17 protein-coding genes are annotated in these 14,579 nt (G+C 34.1%); 6 read left to right on the forward strand and 11 right to left on the reverse strand.

What is annotated here, in order from left to right:
• Positions 1-7 precede the first annotated feature (7 nt).
• Both EGI24_RS03985 and apaG read right to left on the reverse strand, forming a co-directional pair.
• On the reverse strand, positions 8-622 hold the full coding sequence (locus tag EGI24_RS03985; protein WP_255047029.1) for an O-methyltransferase: 615 nt from the start codon (positions 620-622) through the stop codon (positions 8-10).
• Between the two features lie 150 nt (positions 623-772).
• A complete protein-coding gene (gene apaG, locus EGI24_RS03990) occupies positions 773-1,159 on the reverse strand; it encodes a Co2+/Mg2+ efflux protein ApaG (RefSeq protein WP_255047030.1) in 387 nt (128 codons plus the stop codon).
• Between the two features lie 104 nt (positions 1,160-1,263).
• On the opposite strand from apaG, the gene ung reads away from it, so the two are divergent.
• Together ung and EGI24_RS04000 are read left to right on the forward strand one after the other, a co-directional pair.
• The gene (gene ung, locus EGI24_RS03995; RefSeq protein ID WP_255047032.1) at positions 1,264-1,929 is read left to right on the forward strand and encodes a uracil-DNA glycosylase; all 666 of its coding nucleotides are present in this window, start codon (positions 1,264-1,266) and stop codon (positions 1,927-1,929) included.
• Positions 1,930-1,988: 59 nt separating this feature from the next.
• Positions 1,989-3,122 (forward strand): class I SAM-dependent RNA methyltransferase, encoded by a 1,134-nt coding sequence (locus EGI24_RS04000; RefSeq protein ID WP_255047033.1) that lies wholly within the window; start codon positions 1,989-1,991, stop codon positions 3,120-3,122.
• A gap of 48 nt (positions 3,123-3,170) precedes the next feature.
• On the opposite strand, the gene lepB is transcribed toward EGI24_RS04000, so the two are convergent.
• Both lepB and EGI24_RS04010 read right to left on the reverse strand, forming a co-directional pair.
• Positions 3,171-4,304: a signal peptidase I gene (gene lepB, locus EGI24_RS04005; RefSeq protein ID WP_255047035.1), complete on the reverse strand. Its 1,134-nt coding sequence runs from the start codon at positions 4,302-4,304 to the stop codon at positions 3,171-3,173.
• 86 nt (positions 4,305-4,390) lie between these two features.
• Positions 4,391-4,633 carry a hypothetical protein gene (locus EGI24_RS04010; protein WP_255047036.1) on the reverse strand — a complete coding sequence of 81 codons (243 nt, stop codon included), beginning with the start codon at positions 4,631-4,633 and terminating at the stop codon, positions 4,391-4,393.
• Between EGI24_RS04010 and EGI24_RS04015 the strand changes: the two genes are divergently transcribed.
• Positions 4,632-5,645 carry a tetratricopeptide repeat protein gene (locus tag EGI24_RS04015; protein WP_255047038.1) on the forward strand — a complete coding sequence of 338 codons (1,014 nt, stop codon included), beginning with the start codon at positions 4,632-4,634 and terminating at the stop codon, positions 5,643-5,645. The two genes, EGI24_RS04010 and EGI24_RS04015, sit on opposite strands and share 2 nt — an antisense overlap.
• On the opposite strand, the gene queG is transcribed toward EGI24_RS04015, so the two are convergent.
• Complete coding sequence (gene queG / locus EGI24_RS04020) at positions 5,642-6,562, reverse strand: tRNA epoxyqueuosine(34) reductase QueG (protein WP_255047039.1); 921 nt, start codon at positions 6,560-6,562, stop codon at positions 5,642-5,644. The genes EGI24_RS04015 and queG overlap by 4 nt on opposite strands.
• A gap of 106 nt (positions 6,563-6,668) precedes the next feature.
• Between queG and EGI24_RS04025 the strand changes: the two genes are divergently transcribed.
• The 3 genes from EGI24_RS04025 to hemW are packed head-to-tail and all read left to right on the forward strand — an operon-like array spanning position 6,669 to position 9,787.
• Positions 6,669-7,868, forward strand: coding sequence for a leucine-rich repeat domain-containing protein (locus tag EGI24_RS04025; protein ID WP_255047040.1), 1,200 nt, complete (start codon positions 6,669-6,671; stop codon positions 7,866-7,868).
• A 6-nt stretch (positions 7,869-7,874) separates the two neighbouring features.
• Positions 7,875-8,648, forward strand: coding sequence for a class I SAM-dependent methyltransferase (locus EGI24_RS04030; RefSeq protein ID WP_255047042.1), 774 nt, complete (start codon positions 7,875-7,877; stop codon positions 8,646-8,648).
• Complete coding sequence (gene hemW, locus EGI24_RS04035; RefSeq protein ID WP_255047044.1) at positions 8,648-9,787, forward strand: radical SAM family heme chaperone HemW; 1,140 nt, start codon at positions 8,648-8,650, stop codon at positions 9,785-9,787. The genes EGI24_RS04030 and hemW overlap by 1 nt, the downstream gene beginning before the upstream one ends.
• On the opposite strand, the gene EGI24_RS04040 is transcribed toward hemW, so the two are convergent.
• The 6 genes from EGI24_RS04040 to sufC form a co-directional block, all read right to left on the reverse strand.
• On the reverse strand, positions 9,788-10,210 hold the full coding sequence (locus EGI24_RS04040; protein ID WP_255047045.1) for a BrxA/BrxB family bacilliredoxin: 423 nt from the start codon (positions 10,208-10,210) through the stop codon (positions 9,788-9,790).
• 86 nt (positions 10,211-10,296) lie between these two features.
• A complete protein-coding gene (locus EGI24_RS04045) occupies positions 10,297-10,614 on the reverse strand; it encodes an iron-sulfur cluster assembly protein (protein ID WP_255047046.1) in 318 nt (105 codons plus the stop codon).
• A gap of 54 nt (positions 10,615-10,668) precedes the next feature.
• On the reverse strand, positions 10,669-11,094 hold the full coding sequence (locus EGI24_RS04050; RefSeq protein ID WP_255047047.1) for a SufE family protein: 426 nt from the start codon (positions 11,092-11,094) through the stop codon (positions 10,669-10,671).
• A 1-nt stretch (position 11,095) separates the two neighbouring features.
• Positions 11,096-12,316 (reverse strand): cysteine desulfurase, encoded by a 1,221-nt coding sequence (locus EGI24_RS04055; protein WP_255047048.1) that lies wholly within the window; start codon positions 12,314-12,316, stop codon positions 11,096-11,098.
• A 36-nt stretch (positions 12,317-12,352) separates the two neighbouring features.
• The gene (sufD, locus tag EGI24_RS04060; RefSeq protein WP_255047049.1) at positions 12,353-13,657 is read right to left on the reverse strand and encodes a Fe-S cluster assembly protein SufD; all 1,305 of its coding nucleotides are present in this window, start codon (positions 13,655-13,657) and stop codon (positions 12,353-12,355) included.
• Positions 13,658-13,683: 26 nt separating this feature from the next.
• Positions 13,684-14,454 carry a Fe-S cluster assembly ATPase SufC gene (gene sufC / locus EGI24_RS04065; RefSeq protein ID WP_255047051.1) on the reverse strand — a complete coding sequence of 257 codons (771 nt, stop codon included), beginning with the start codon at positions 14,452-14,454 and terminating at the stop codon, positions 13,684-13,686.
• Positions 14,455-14,579: the final 125 nt, after the last annotated feature.

Here is a 14,579-nt window from a genome sequence, read left to right on the forward strand (position 1 = left end):
AATACATTTATTTTAAAATAAAGTGTTGTTTTATAATTCCTTTTCTGAAAAACACAAGCCCTACAAAAAATAGATCTATACTAATAGAGACCTCATCATGACTTTTCACCCTTTCCCAAGCATTTTTCATTTCCTCTGACCAATAAATATCATCAAAAACAAAACATGAATTTTCGGCTTTAAATTTTAAACACTTTTCAAAATACCGCATAGTAGGTTCTTCTTTGTGATTAGCATCAAAAAAAGCTAAATCGATTTGGATTATCTTTTTCAAATTGTCCTCAAGAGTTAGGTCAATATTGCCTAGAACACAATGAACATTTTGAATATCGAGGTTTTGAAATGTAGATTGTGCGATTTTTAAAGTTTCTGGACATCCTTCAAATGTGTAAACTTGGACATCCGTGTTTGATTTGGCCAAATATGCAGTCGTAACGCCAAATGAGGTACCTAAATCAATTATTGTTTTATAATTGTAATATTTAATAATTCTAAACAAAAGTTGGCTCCACTTTTTCGGTTTAAGTGAAGTCATAGCCAATGAAGATATTTTTTCAGGCGTATTTTTTTTTGTTCCAGCTCCAAAATCTTGCCTATTAATTGTGCTATTATTGGCAATCAATTTTTTTCGTTCAGTCTCAATAATACTAAAATCTGGAAATACAGACTTCGCTTTAAAAATTTTATTGTAAAATTCAAATACGAAAGGAGAATGAATTGTATGAGCGTTATTTGCCCTAAAAAAGTACCTTAAGAAGTCGAGATACATTCGTTAATTCAATAAATAGGGTACCGTCATTATAAATTCGGGTATAACAATTAAAAATGTTTTGCCATCAAGAACGCGTTCCATGGTGTAAAAACCATACATTTTGCCAATTCCAGATTTGAAATTGCATCCCGAAACATACTCATGATAACTTCCTGGCTCAATAACTGGCTGATATCCAACCACCCCATCTCCAATGACTTCACTTGATTGACCAATAGAATCCCAGATGTACCAATGCCTTTTGAGCAATTTCATTGTGGCATCAGAATGGTTTTCAATTCGGATTCTGTAAGAGAAAGCGAAATGATACCTTTCTGGGTCTGAATAGAACGGTTGGAACTCTGCAACTACACTCACTTTTATGCCTTTCGTGACAGCTATTTCCATATCAATTGTTTTTTTAGTTTCTAAACGAAACTTTTATAATTTTCTTTGTAAATAAAAGAATAATTTTGAAATCTATCAATATTAAATAGATAAAAATCTCCTATATGAATATAAAACTAGAGGAATCGTGGAAAGTTCAACTCCGTGATGAATTTGAAAAGATTTATTTTCAGAATCTCATAAATTTCGTAAAAAAGGAATACACTTCTACTGTTTGTTATCCTCCTGGAAAACTGATTTTCCATGCTTTCGATAAATGTTCTTTTGAAAATATAAAAGTGGTTATTATTGGTCAAGATCCATATCATGGACCGAATCAAGCAAATGGTCTATGTTTTTCAGTAAGTGATGGCGTGCCTTTTCCGCCTTCATTGATTAACATTTTTAAAGAAATAAAAAAAGATTTGGGGACAGAAATTCCAAAATCAGGAAATCTCGAAAGATGGGCTGAGCAAGGGGTGTTACTATTAAATGCTACATTGACCGTCAGAGACAATCAGGCAGGTTCGCATCAAAAACAAGGCTGGGAAACATTTACAGATGCCGTAATTTCAAAACTTAATCAGGAGAAAGAGAACTTGGTTTTCTTGCTTTGGGGAGCTTTTGCTCAAAATAAAGGGAAATTTATTGACACCTCTAAACATTTAGTTTTGAAATCAAAACACCCATCGCCGCTTTCGGCCAATCAAGGCGGTTGGTTTGATCAGCATCATTTTTCTAAAACCAATGCGTTTTTAAAAAGTAAAGGTTTAAAAGAGATAACCTGGTAATTCCTTTCTATTTCAGGAGTATATTCAAATTTTAGATTATAATGTTTTAGATTTGTACCATGCAAAAATACGAAATAGTAGCCACTACTTTGATGGGGTTCGAAAACCTCCTAATAGATGAACTGAGAAGCTTTGGTGCAGAAAATATCGAGAAATTAAGACGAGCAATTCGTTTTGTGGGTGATGACGAATTGCTTTACAAAGCCAATATGCTGTCTAGAACTGCCATTAGGTTTCTGGTACCTATTGATGATTTTACCGCCGAAAACGAAACCGAACTCTACAATAAAGCAAAATCCTTTCCTTGGGAAAAAGTACTTCATTTAAACCAGACTTTTTCTATTGACGCCACCATAAGTGGTAATCATTTTAGTAACTCCCATTATGTGGCGTTGAAGGTCAAAGACGCCATAGCAGATCGATTTAGAGAAAAAAAAGGCAAAAGACCCGACGTGGGTAAAGATAACCCAGACATCGTAATAAATATACATGTAACTGGTAGCGAAGTAGTTATATCCTTAGATTCTACAGGAGTAAGTTTGGACAGACGTGGTTACAGAATTAAATCAAACGAAGCTCCAATTAACGAGATACTGGCCGCTGGAATAATTCTCATCAGTGGATGGAACGCTGCGTTACCTTTTTATGACCCCATGGCGGGCTCAGGTACTTTTAGCATTGAGGCCGCACTTATTGGAACTAAAACACCCCCAAATCTTAATCGGTCCTTTTGTTTGCAAAATTGGCGAGATTTTGATTCCGCACTTTTTAACAAAGTAAAAGCCGAATTGAAATCTCAGATAATTGAGCCCGATCTAAAGATTTTTGCAAGAGATATTTTGCCAAAAAACTTAGAAATCATTGCTGAAAATGCAGAATTAGCAGGAATGGACGAATATATTAACTTAAAAAAAGCGGACTTTTTTGAAACTGAACCTACAACTGAAAACGGCATAGTTTTCCTTAATCCACCTTACGGCGAAAGAATGAAAATGGATGATGTTTTTGACTTTTATAGTAGAATTGGAGACACACTTAAACAAAAATATGCCGGTTTTGAGGCTTGGATGATAAGTTCAGACAAGGAAGCGATAAAGAAAGTTGGCCTCAGAGGTGAGCAGAAAATAGATTTACTTAATGGTGGTTTGGATGCTCGATTATTAAAATATGAATTGTATAAAGGCAAAAAATAAGGCTACTTCTATTAAAAAGTAGCCTTCTAAATACAGTAACTTCTAATCTTACTTAATCAAGCTAAACAATCTGCTCCACCTGATTTTGTTCAGCAAACTTCCGTTTGCATCGATAGACATCCAAATAAATACAGCTTTACCAACTATATGATCGGCAGGTACAAATCCCCAGAATCTTGAATCATCAGACTCGTAACGGTTATCCCCCATCATGAAGTAATAATCCTGATTGAAGGTGTATTCATTCACTTGTTTTCCATCTATAAATATCTTCCCATTTTTATATTCAGCGTTTTTGTTCAAATCAAAAACTGTTATAACCGATTTGTACATGGCGATGTTTTTCTCAGTCAACTGAATTTTCATACCTTTTTTAGGTACAGTAAATGGCTCAAAATTGTCTCTGTTGTTTGAAAACAAAGTAGTTTGGTGCGGAAATGCATTATAATTTTGATCAGAAGTATCTCCTTTTGCGATTATATCAGGAAAAATATTCGTCACAAAATCATACTTTTTTAATTCAGCCAAAGCCGACTCAGTGGAATTGATAGAATAATAGATTTTCCCATTTTCAGAACGCTCACCTTTATTTTCGATACCTAATTTCTCAAACAATTTCTCATTTACATTGGTATTCGTCTCTATGCTGTAATACTTTTGGGTATTGGCCGCGTTATCAAATTTCTTATTATTTACATAAACCTCCGAATTTCTGATATCAACTACATCTCCGCCAATGCCGATACATCTTTTGATATAATTGGTTCTTAAATCCACTGGATATTTGTCATAACCACCATAAGGATCAGGTCTTTCAGGGCAACCAGGATAATTAAATACTACCACATCACCATTTTTTACGGAAGTAAAACCTGGAAGACGGAAGTTTGGTATTTGAATTGCATCTGAATAAGAAGGTATTTCAGTGAACCAAATTTTCTGATGAGTAAGTGGAATTTGAAGTATAGTTTTTGGAGTTCTTGCTCCATAATGTACTTTTGAAACAAAAAGAAAGTCGTTTATCAACAAACTTTTTTCCATTGAGCCAGTTGGAATTGTGTAAGCTTCTAGAAACAATCCTCTAATAAGTGTAGCGGCTACCACTGCAAAAAGCACTGAGTCCCACCACTCTCGCATTGCCGATTTTTGTTTTTTGGGTTTCTTATTTTCTTGTTCTGCCATGAAATAATTTCAAATTAATTTTTACAAAAATAAATAAAATACGCCAAAAGCTCTAAAATAATTGCTTGATTGGCAAAATAGATGGATTAATCCACCGAATCGATGATGGCATCAAAGTCATTTTCCATGTCTTTGAAACGCTCAACCACCTTTTTAAGGAAACTATCGCCCATCATTTCTTCAATATCCTCTTCACCTGATACGTCTAACTCAGAAACTTTGTAAATTTGCTCTAGCATTCCAGCTTCAAACTTAATAATATATTTATTGTTGAATTGATAAAGCTCTGCTTTGCAGAAATCATTTTCTATATTTTTTACAAACCTCATGAAAAAGTTATTAATTATTGTTTTGTTGGCTCCTCTTTTTTGGGCGTGCAAAGGTAACAAAGAATCTGCTGAATTTTTTAAACGTGGAAATTTTCATTTTAAAAAAAATGAACTTGAAAAAGCCGAACATTTTTTTTCAGAGGCCATAAAAAAGAATCCTGACTTTGCTGATGCATACAACAACCGAGGTGTCGTTTATTTGAAAGTTGGAAGAACTGATGAAGCTTTGAATGATTTCGAAAAAGCCGTTTCATTAGACGATTCATTTGTGGACGCAAAACTTAACTTAGGCAGATTGTACAGTGAAATGGGAAAAACCACCGAGGCTGAGAATTTGTTCAAATCAATTGAAAAGAAATTAGAAAAATCAAGTGAGTTTTATAATTCTTATGGACAAAACTTCGTAAGACAGAATCATTTTCCCGAAGGGGAGCAGATGCTAATCAAATCATTGGCTTTAAATCCCAAAAATATTGAGGCTTTGGCTAATATTTCGTATTTGAAAACAGTAACTAATCATTCTACTGAAGCCCGAACCTACTTAGCAAAAGCACAAGCTTTGAACAACGAAAACCCAGTAGTTTTCAATAACTTGGCGATTCTAGACGGAAAAGACCGGAATTTTGATTCGGCTATTAAAAACCTTTTGCTTGCTGAAAACAAAGAAGTTAATAATATTATTTATTCCAACAATTTGGCTCTTTTCTATTTTGAAAGTGATAGGTATTTTCTTGGAAAAGAAAAACTGGAGAAAGCCCTTAAAATTGATGATAAAAATCCATATGTCCTTAGAAACCAAGGAATTCAAGCATTTATGGATAAAGATTTTGTTAAAGCCATGGAATTTTTCTCTAAAGTTGAGGCATCCAATCCTGAAGTCGATTACATCTATTATTATATTGGAAAAACACTTTTGGCAATGGGTAAGAGTAAAGAAGCTTGTGAAAATTTCAAAATTGGGTCAAAGCTAAATGACAGTTGGAGCAAGAAATTCGCAGATAATTGTCTTTAAGAATTCTTTTTTAGGAAATCAATATTTCTCATCAAACCTTCATATTTAGTACGCTTTATGGCCGAGTTTTTAAAGGTTTTTGAGAAAACTTCTTGCGTTATTTCTTCCCAATTTTTAAGTTTTTTTAAGTCTTCATTCGGCAGAAACTCGACTGTATTGTGTGGTTTGGCGAATGAATTCCATGGACAGACATCTTGGCAAATATCACATCCAAATGCCCAGTTTTCCATTCTATCCTTAAATTCCGTTGGTATATTTTCTTTTAACTCAATAGTCAAATAGCTGATGCATTTGCTACCATCAACCACATAGGGCTCACTTATTGCATCAGTAGGGCAAGCGTCTATGCATGCCGTGCATGTACCACAATAATCTTTTATTGGGCCGTCATAGTTTAAGTCTAAGTCACAAATAATCTCTCCTATAAAGAAAAAACTCCCAATTTTTCGATTAATCAAATTACTGTGTTTACCTATCCAACCAAGACCCCCTTTTTTAGCCCAAACTTTGTCCATAACTGGGGCAGAATCCACAAAAACTCTTGCGTTTATATCACCTATTTCGCTTTGCATTTCTGATAGTAGACTGGAAAGTTTATCTTTTATAACAAAATGATAATCAGTCCCATAGGCATATTTTGAAATTTTGTATTCTGTTTCAGTAAGTTCTTCTTCTGGATAATAATTAAGAATGAAAGTAATAACGGATTTGGCTCCTTCTACTAGTAAACGAGGATCAAGTCTTTTGTCGAAATAATTGGCCATATAGGCCATTTTTCCATTGTAATTTTTATTGAGCCAAATTTCTAAAAGTCTCGCTTCATCTTCCAAAAAATCAGCTTTAGAAATACCACAAAAATCAAATCCCAGCTCCAAAGCTTTAGATTTTATAAAAGCAGTATTTTTGTCTTTTTGCAATGAAATCAAATTTTCTTCAAATGTACTTTGCTTTATTTTCTGTGCAAAGGTTTTTTATTATCTTGTTTGAAAACTATTTTTGTGTAAATCAATACATATAACGTGTATGACCTATTTTACCCGTGCTTTAATAATTGTTTTCATTTTTGGTATCTCGTGCCAAAGACCGCCTGATTTACCTCCATTCATAATTACTGCAACTGTGCTTGACAATAGTACCTCTGTGCGATTGGATTGGCCATTAGTCGAAGATTCGAGGATAGGGCCAGTCAGATATGATCTTTATTTGGAAAATACCTTGATAGCAAGCAATTTAAATACAATAACCTACACCATAAACAATCTAAATTTCAACACTATTTATAATGGAACATTAGTAGGAAAAACACTTGCGGGCGATACAGAATCTTCTGATTTTTCATTTACAACCGGAAAAGAATATATAGCTATACCAGATGCTGGTTTTGAACAAGCTTTGATTGCTGGAGGACTTGATACTGAAGGACTTACAAATGGAAAAATGATCAAGGTAGATGCTTTATTAGTAAAAAACCTGAAGGCAAATAATAGAAATATTTCTAATCTTGAAGGCCTACAGCACTTCGTGAATTTAGAAGTTGCAGATTTATCCAACAACCAGATAAGTCAAATAAATTTAGGTCAAAATCTCAAAATTTCTGAGCTCAATTTGGGTGGCAACCAACTTTCCAACGTCAATCTTTCACCAAATATTAATCTTAAGTACTTATATATTTTCAAAAATAACCTTTCTCAACTCAACATCACCCAGAATACACAATTGGAGGTATTAGTAGCAGAATATAACAATCTATCAAGCATAGATATTAGTAGAAATACCATCCTAAATACCTTAGGGCTAAGTCATAACCTTATTAATCAAATTAATCTTTCAGCAAACCAAAGACTTACCGTTTTGGACATGAGTTACAATCCTATTACTGGCCTTGGCCTTTCAGCCACGTCTTTGTTACAAAATTTAGCTTGTCAATCTTGTAAATTAACAGGAATTGGTGTTGGTAATTTGACTAATTTGATCTATTTAGATATTTCTAAAAATTCAATTTCAAGTATTAGTTTAACCAATAATACCGCGTTAAAAACTTTAAATGTTTCAAATAACAATTTGAATACATTGAATTTGAAAAATAATCCGAATTTATCTATACTCAATACAGAAAATAACAATAATCTTTCCCAAATTTGTGTCACGAATGTGACTTCAGCCCAAAACAATGAAGATTGGGTAAAAGATGTTTCTACCATATATAGTTCAAATTGTAATTAAAATAGAATGACTTACGCTACAACAGAAATAACCAGTGCAGAGATTTTATCTGACAATCCAGTGCATCAAAGGCTTTATTTTCCCTACGAACTGGCTGCCAAGATAATAAGTGGAAAAGTGCTTGAATTAGGTTGTGGATGGGGCCGTGGTGTTGAAAAATTAATAAGCAATTGTGAACATTTTACTGGTTTGGACAAAAACGAACCACTCATAAAAGCTCTTCAAGAAAAACATCCAAAGCACTATTTTAACACTGCAAATCTTCCTTTTCTGACTGAATTTGAGGACAATACCTTCGATTTCATAGTTACTTTTCAGGTTATTGAACACATTCAAGATGACCATAAGTTTTTGCAAGAGGCACATAGAGTTTTGAAGTCAGGAGGTAAAATATTATTAACAACTGTAAACAAAGAGTATTCACTAAGCCGAAATCCATGGCATATTAGAGAATATAAAACAGAAGAATTGAAGAGTTTGATGTTGAAATATTTCAAAACTCTTGATGCTAAAGGTGTTGGCGGAAATGATAAAGTTTGGGAATATTATGCTCAAAATAAGGCATCTGTAAATAAAATTATGCGTTGGGATATCTTTAATCTTCAACACAATTTGCCAGCTTGGATTCTTAGAATTCCTTATGAAATACTCAACAGATTCAACAGAAATAAGCTTTTGCAACAATCTGAGGGCTTAGCAGCTGAGATTAACTGGGATGATCATTATTTGAGCGATGAGCCTGAGAAATGCATTGATTATTTCTTTGTGGCCACCAAATAATGCACCTCTACATTCATATTCCTTTTTGTAAACAGGCTTGCTATTATTGTGACTTTCATTTCAGCACCAATCTTTCGTTGAAAGACAAGATGGTTGATGCCATTTGTACCGAAATTGAACTTCAGAAAGAATATCTTAAAAAAAAGAAGCTTCAGACCATTTATTTTGGCGGGGGTACACCTTCCCTACTAACAGGTGGCGATTTTGAGAAAATATTCTTTGCCATTTCAAAATTTTATGATGTATCTTCTCTAGAAGAAACTACTATTGAAACTAATCCTGATGATATCAATTTAGAGAAAATCAGTGATTGGAAATCCTTTGGTATTGATAGAGTAAGTTTGGGAATTCAGACTTTCGATAATGATTTATTGAAGTTCATGAACCGTGCCCATGATTCTCATCAGAGCAAATTAGCCTTGGATTTACTCCTCAATAACAATTTAGAAAACATCACTATTGATTTGATTTATGCCAAAAATGCGAAGAAATTTGATATTGAAAAGCAAAATAACATTCTAAAAAATGATTTAGAAATCATTGAAAAGTATAATCTAAACCATATTTCAGCCTACAACTTGACTATCGAGGAATCTACAGTTTTTGGAAAATGGGTAAAACAAAAAAAATTAGAACCAATCGGTGAAGATTATGCAGCAGAACAATATGACATTCTCGTTAATAATTTAACTGGCCATGGATTTGAACAATACGAGGTTTCCAACTTTGCTAAAAGCGGCAACTATGCCCTTCACAATTCAGCTTATTGGAAAAATGAAGAATATTTAGGGATTGGCCCGTCTGCCCACTCTTATAATTTGGCTTCTCGTCAAGCAAATATTTCCAATAATTCAAAATACATTGCATCTATTGATTTAGGAAATATTCCATTTTCAATAGAAAATTTAAGTATTTCAGACAAAATAAATGATTACTTATTATGCGGTCTTCGAACAATCTGGGGAATTGACACAAAAAAAATATCCCAAATAGTCGGAGAAATTCCTCAAACTTTTTGGAATACTTTAAATATATTAAAAAATCAAAATCTTGTTGTTCAATCCGGTAATTCTATCAAAATCACCTCTAAAGGAAGAATTTTTTCTGACCGAATCGCATCTGATTTATTTTTCGACTAATTATTCAGCTACACAAACTTCCTCATAAACAGCTGCCAAATGGCCACCTATCATTTGTGCAGAACGTCCTTCAATGTGGTGTCTCTCTACAAAATGTACCAACTCACCGTCTTTAAACAAAGCAATTGATGGCGATGATGGAGGCAATGGGATGTATTCACGCATACGTTGCGTAGCTTCTGTGTCTACACCAGCAAAAACTGTCACCAATTGATCAGGTTTGGCTTCTGACATTTCAAGAGAAAGCTTTGCTCCTGGACGACAAGTGCCTGCTGCACAGCCACATACTGAATTTATAACTACAAGTGCAGTGCCTTTTTGATTGGCCATAAATTGGTCAACCTCATCGGCTGTTTGCAACTGCTGAAAACCTACCGAAGTAAGGTCAGCTTTCATGGGTTCTACTAAATGGGGAGGATACATTGTTTCTTAATTTTATTCCCCGACCCCTTCGGGGGAGTTTTAAAAATCAACAGCATTTTTGGAGGGGTGTACTCAAAAAAGCTTTTTTATAAAAAACCTAATTCTAATTTTGCAACATCACTCATCATTTCTGTACCATAAGGTGGATCAAAAGTCAATTCGATGCTTACATCATTTACGCCTTCAACTTCCCTTATCTTTTGCTCTATCTCCGACGGAATTGCCTCTGCTGATGGGCAAGACGGAGAAGTAAGTGTCATTAAAACAAATACATTATTAACCGGGAAAATTTTGATATCATAAATAAGACCAAGCTCAAAAACATCCACAGGAATTTCAGGATCATACACCTGCTTTATGGCTTCAATCACCTTGGCTTTCAATTCTTCTTCTTGCGTATCCATTTCAATTAGGTTTTAAATACTTCTAAAAAACACAACGAATTTTAATAAAGTTCTTTATTTTTCTAAACTTTGATAAGCCAAAGCATAGGTTTTCATTTGCTTCACCATAGACGCCAATCCATTTGATCGCGTTTGTGCCAAATGACTTGTAAGTCCTATTTTTTCGATGAAATACAAATCTGCATTTAATATTTCAGAAGGTGTATGATTTGTAAGCACTTTTAAGAGCATACTTACTAAGCCTTTAACAATTATTGCCTGGCTATCCCCTTCGAAAAAAACATGTCCCTTTTCATACTTGGCATTTAGCCAAACTACTGACTGACAACCTTTTATGATATTATCTTCGGTTTTAAATTCTTCAACAAGCGGAGAAAGCTTTTTCCCTAAATCAATGATGTACTCATATTTTCCTTCCCAATCATCCTCGAAAAGCTCAAATTCCTCTATAATCTCGTCCTGTAGTTCGTTGATGCTCATTTTATGACAAAAGTTTTTTTACTTTCAAGATTCCCGCAATTAATGCATCTATCTCTTCAAAAGTGTTATATACTGAAAATGAAGCTCTTGCAGTTCCTGGAATTCCTAATCTTTGCATCAAAGGCTGGGTACAATGGTGACCAGTTCTTACAGCAATACCTTGTTGATCAAGTATAATTCCTATATCTTGTGGATGAATTCCTTCCAAAACAAACGATATTACGCTTACTTTTTCTTTGGCTTTTCCTATAACTGTAAGCCCTTCTATTGCCTCCAATTTTTCGGTTGCATAAGCTAGAAGTTCATTTTCGTAAGCCGCAATATTAGTTTTACCTATGCTTTGAATGTAATCCAAAGCAAATTTAAAGGCCACAACATCTGCAATATTTGGTGTTCCAGCTTCAAATTTATAGGGCAAATCTGCGTAAGTAGTCTTTTCAAAAGTTACCTCCTTAATCATTTCACCACCACCTCTGTATGGAGGCATAGCTTCTAAAAGTTCTTTTTTGCCGTAAAGTACACCCATACCAGTAGGTCCGAATAATTTGTGTGCCGAAAGTGCATAAAAATCGGCATCCAAATCTTGAACATCAATGTCCATATGACTGCTCGCTTGGGCACCGTCAATCAAAACCTTTGCTCCAAAAGCATGTGCTTTTTCAATAATGGTTTTAATGGGATTTATAGTCCCTAAAGCATTAGAAACATGAACGACCGATACCAATTTGGTTTTCGCAGAAAGTAGCTTCTCGAATTCATCCATAAGGATTTCTCCTTCGTTATTAATCGGAATTACTTTCAAAACGCACTCTTTTTCTTCACAAAGCATTTGCCAAGGAACTATATTAGAATGGTGCTCAAGTGTAGAAATGATGATTTCGTCTCCGGCGTTTATAAATTTTCTACCGAAAGTACCTGCCACCAAGTTGATGCTATCTGTTGTTCCGTAGGTGAATATAATTTCCTCGGTCGAATTGGCGTGGAGAAAAGTTTTGACTGCTTTACGAGTTGCCTCAAATGCTGCGGTTGCCTTTTCTGCCAAATGGTGAATTCCTCTATGAATATTGGCATTATACCCTCTGTAATAGTCATTGAGAGCATCTATAACCTGGACGGGCTTTTGCGTGGTGGCTGCATTATCGAAATAAACCAATTTTTTACCATTGATAGATTGCTCTAAAATCGGAAAATCTTGTCTTATTTTATTGATATCGAGTTTCAAAATTCTTTTTGTTGTAAATAAATTCTGGAAAAGAATTTATTTGAGTTTGTTTTCAATCATCGAATCCAACATTTCTCTTAGTTCCTCTATTTTAATTTGAGAAACTACATCCTCTGCAAACGCAACCAGCTGTAATCTAATGGCTTCTGGCTTGGGAATACCTCTAGATTGCATATAAAAGATAGCATCGTCGTTTAGTTTTCCTGTGGTAGTTCCGTGTGAACATTTTACATCATCTGCCCAAATTTCCAATTGTGGCTTGCTGTTCATAGATGCTGTATCTGACGTAATTACATTTCTACAATTCTGATAAGCATTGGTTTTTTGAGCATCTTCCCTAACGAAAATTTTACCATTAAAAACACCATTTGAACTATCCATCAAAACCCCTTTATAAAGCTCATTGCTTTCACAATTTGGCATTTTGTGATCTACAAGTGTATGGTTATCAACATGTTGCTTTCCATTAGGTATGTATAAGCCGTACATGTGATTGTCAATATATTGACCATTGAGAACCAAGTTTAGGTTATTTCTTACAAAACCACCATTCAAGGTAATTGTAGCAGAATAGAAATAGCTTTTATCTTCTTGATTCACCTGGGTGGTACCTACATGGTAACTTTGGTCGTTTTCGTCTTGAATTTTGTAATAATGAGCAATGGCATCCTTATCCACAAAAATCTCCGTAACAAGATTCGAAAATGCTGTTTTTTCTCCTTCAGTTTGGAAAATTTCAACAATTTTTGCCTCCGAATGTTTTCCTACCACAATTAGATTATGAATGTTAACGGCAATATCTGCAGTCTTTACATCAGAAATATAACGGATAATTATTGGACTTTCTAAAACATAATTTTCGTCAATAACAATAACACTTCCAGAATTTGAAAGTGCATTGTTTAATGCCGAAAGGCCTTCTTTTTCTGTTTCAATATAACTTCCGTAGTGTTTTTCTATGACATTAGGAATTTGTTCAATCGCAGCTTCAAGTGTTAAAACTTTGATTTTTGGTGTATTACCAAGTTGCGAAAGTTGCTCACTAAAAACTCCATTTACAAAACAAATAGAGATTCCTTCTAAACTTGAAAAAGGAAGAGCATCTAAATCTGATTTTGAGAAATTTGACTTAGCGTTAAAACTAAATTGGATTTTATCTAAATTTTTAAGATTCGAATACTTCCAGTCTTCGTGTTTTACCGTTGGAATTCCAAGTTGCTTAAACTTTACAAAAGACTCTTTCCTGATTGTATTGAAATCAGAGCCGCTTTGACCGTTTAGTTTTTTTTGAATATTTTCAAATTCAGCCTCAAATTGGGCTTGAATATTCTGAAATGACATTTTTTTTTCTTTTAATGAATTAATTATCAAACCATTGATGCTTCTAATGCATCGGCTTCAGATTTAATCCAATCATAGCCTTTTTCTTCAAGTTCAAGTGCCAATTCCTTGGTTCCTGATTTTACTATTCTTCCTTTATATAATACGTGAACAAAGTCAGGTACTATATAATCTAAAAGCCTTTGATAGTGCGTAACTACAATGAAAGATCTATCTGACGACCTCAATTGATTTACACCATCGGCCACAATTTTCAAAGCATCTATATCAAGACCAGAATCGGTTTCGTCCAAAATCCCCAAACTTGGCTCTAACATAGCCATTTGGAAAATTTCGTTTCTCTTTTTCTCACCTCCAGAAAAACCTTCGTTTAATGACCTTCTAAGAAGTTGATCATCAATTTTTACACTTTTAGCCTTCTCTTTCATCAATTTCAAGAATTGAGCAGCATCTAGAGGCTCTTTTTCGTGGTATTTTCTGATTTGATTGATAGCTGTTTTTAGGAAATTAATAGTAGTTACACCCGGTATTTCTACTGGATATTGAAATGCCAAGAATATGCCTTCCGCTGCCCTTTCTTCAGGAGCAAGCTCTAGCAAATCTTTGCCATTAAACTCTACTGTTCCGCCAGTGACTTCATAGTCTTCTCTCCCGGCCAAAACAGATGCCAAAGTACTCTTTCCAGAGCCATTTGGACCCATTATCGCATGAATTTCACCTGGTTTTATTTCCAAATTTATTCCTCTAAGTATCTCTTTACTTTCTACTCTTGCCTGTAAATTACTGATTTTCAGCATAAATGAATATATCCCTTTAATTGTGGTACAAAGATAAATTATTAAACTTTAATAATAATCATTATTTTTAATAACTCTAAATAGGCAATCCTTGTTCCCAAAAGCCTTATTTTTATTTTTTTTAA

This window comes from Lacihabitans sp. CS3-21, from assembly GCF_024343675.1.
GTDB lineage: Bacteria > Bacteroidota > Bacteroidia > Cytophagales > Spirosomataceae > Leadbetterella.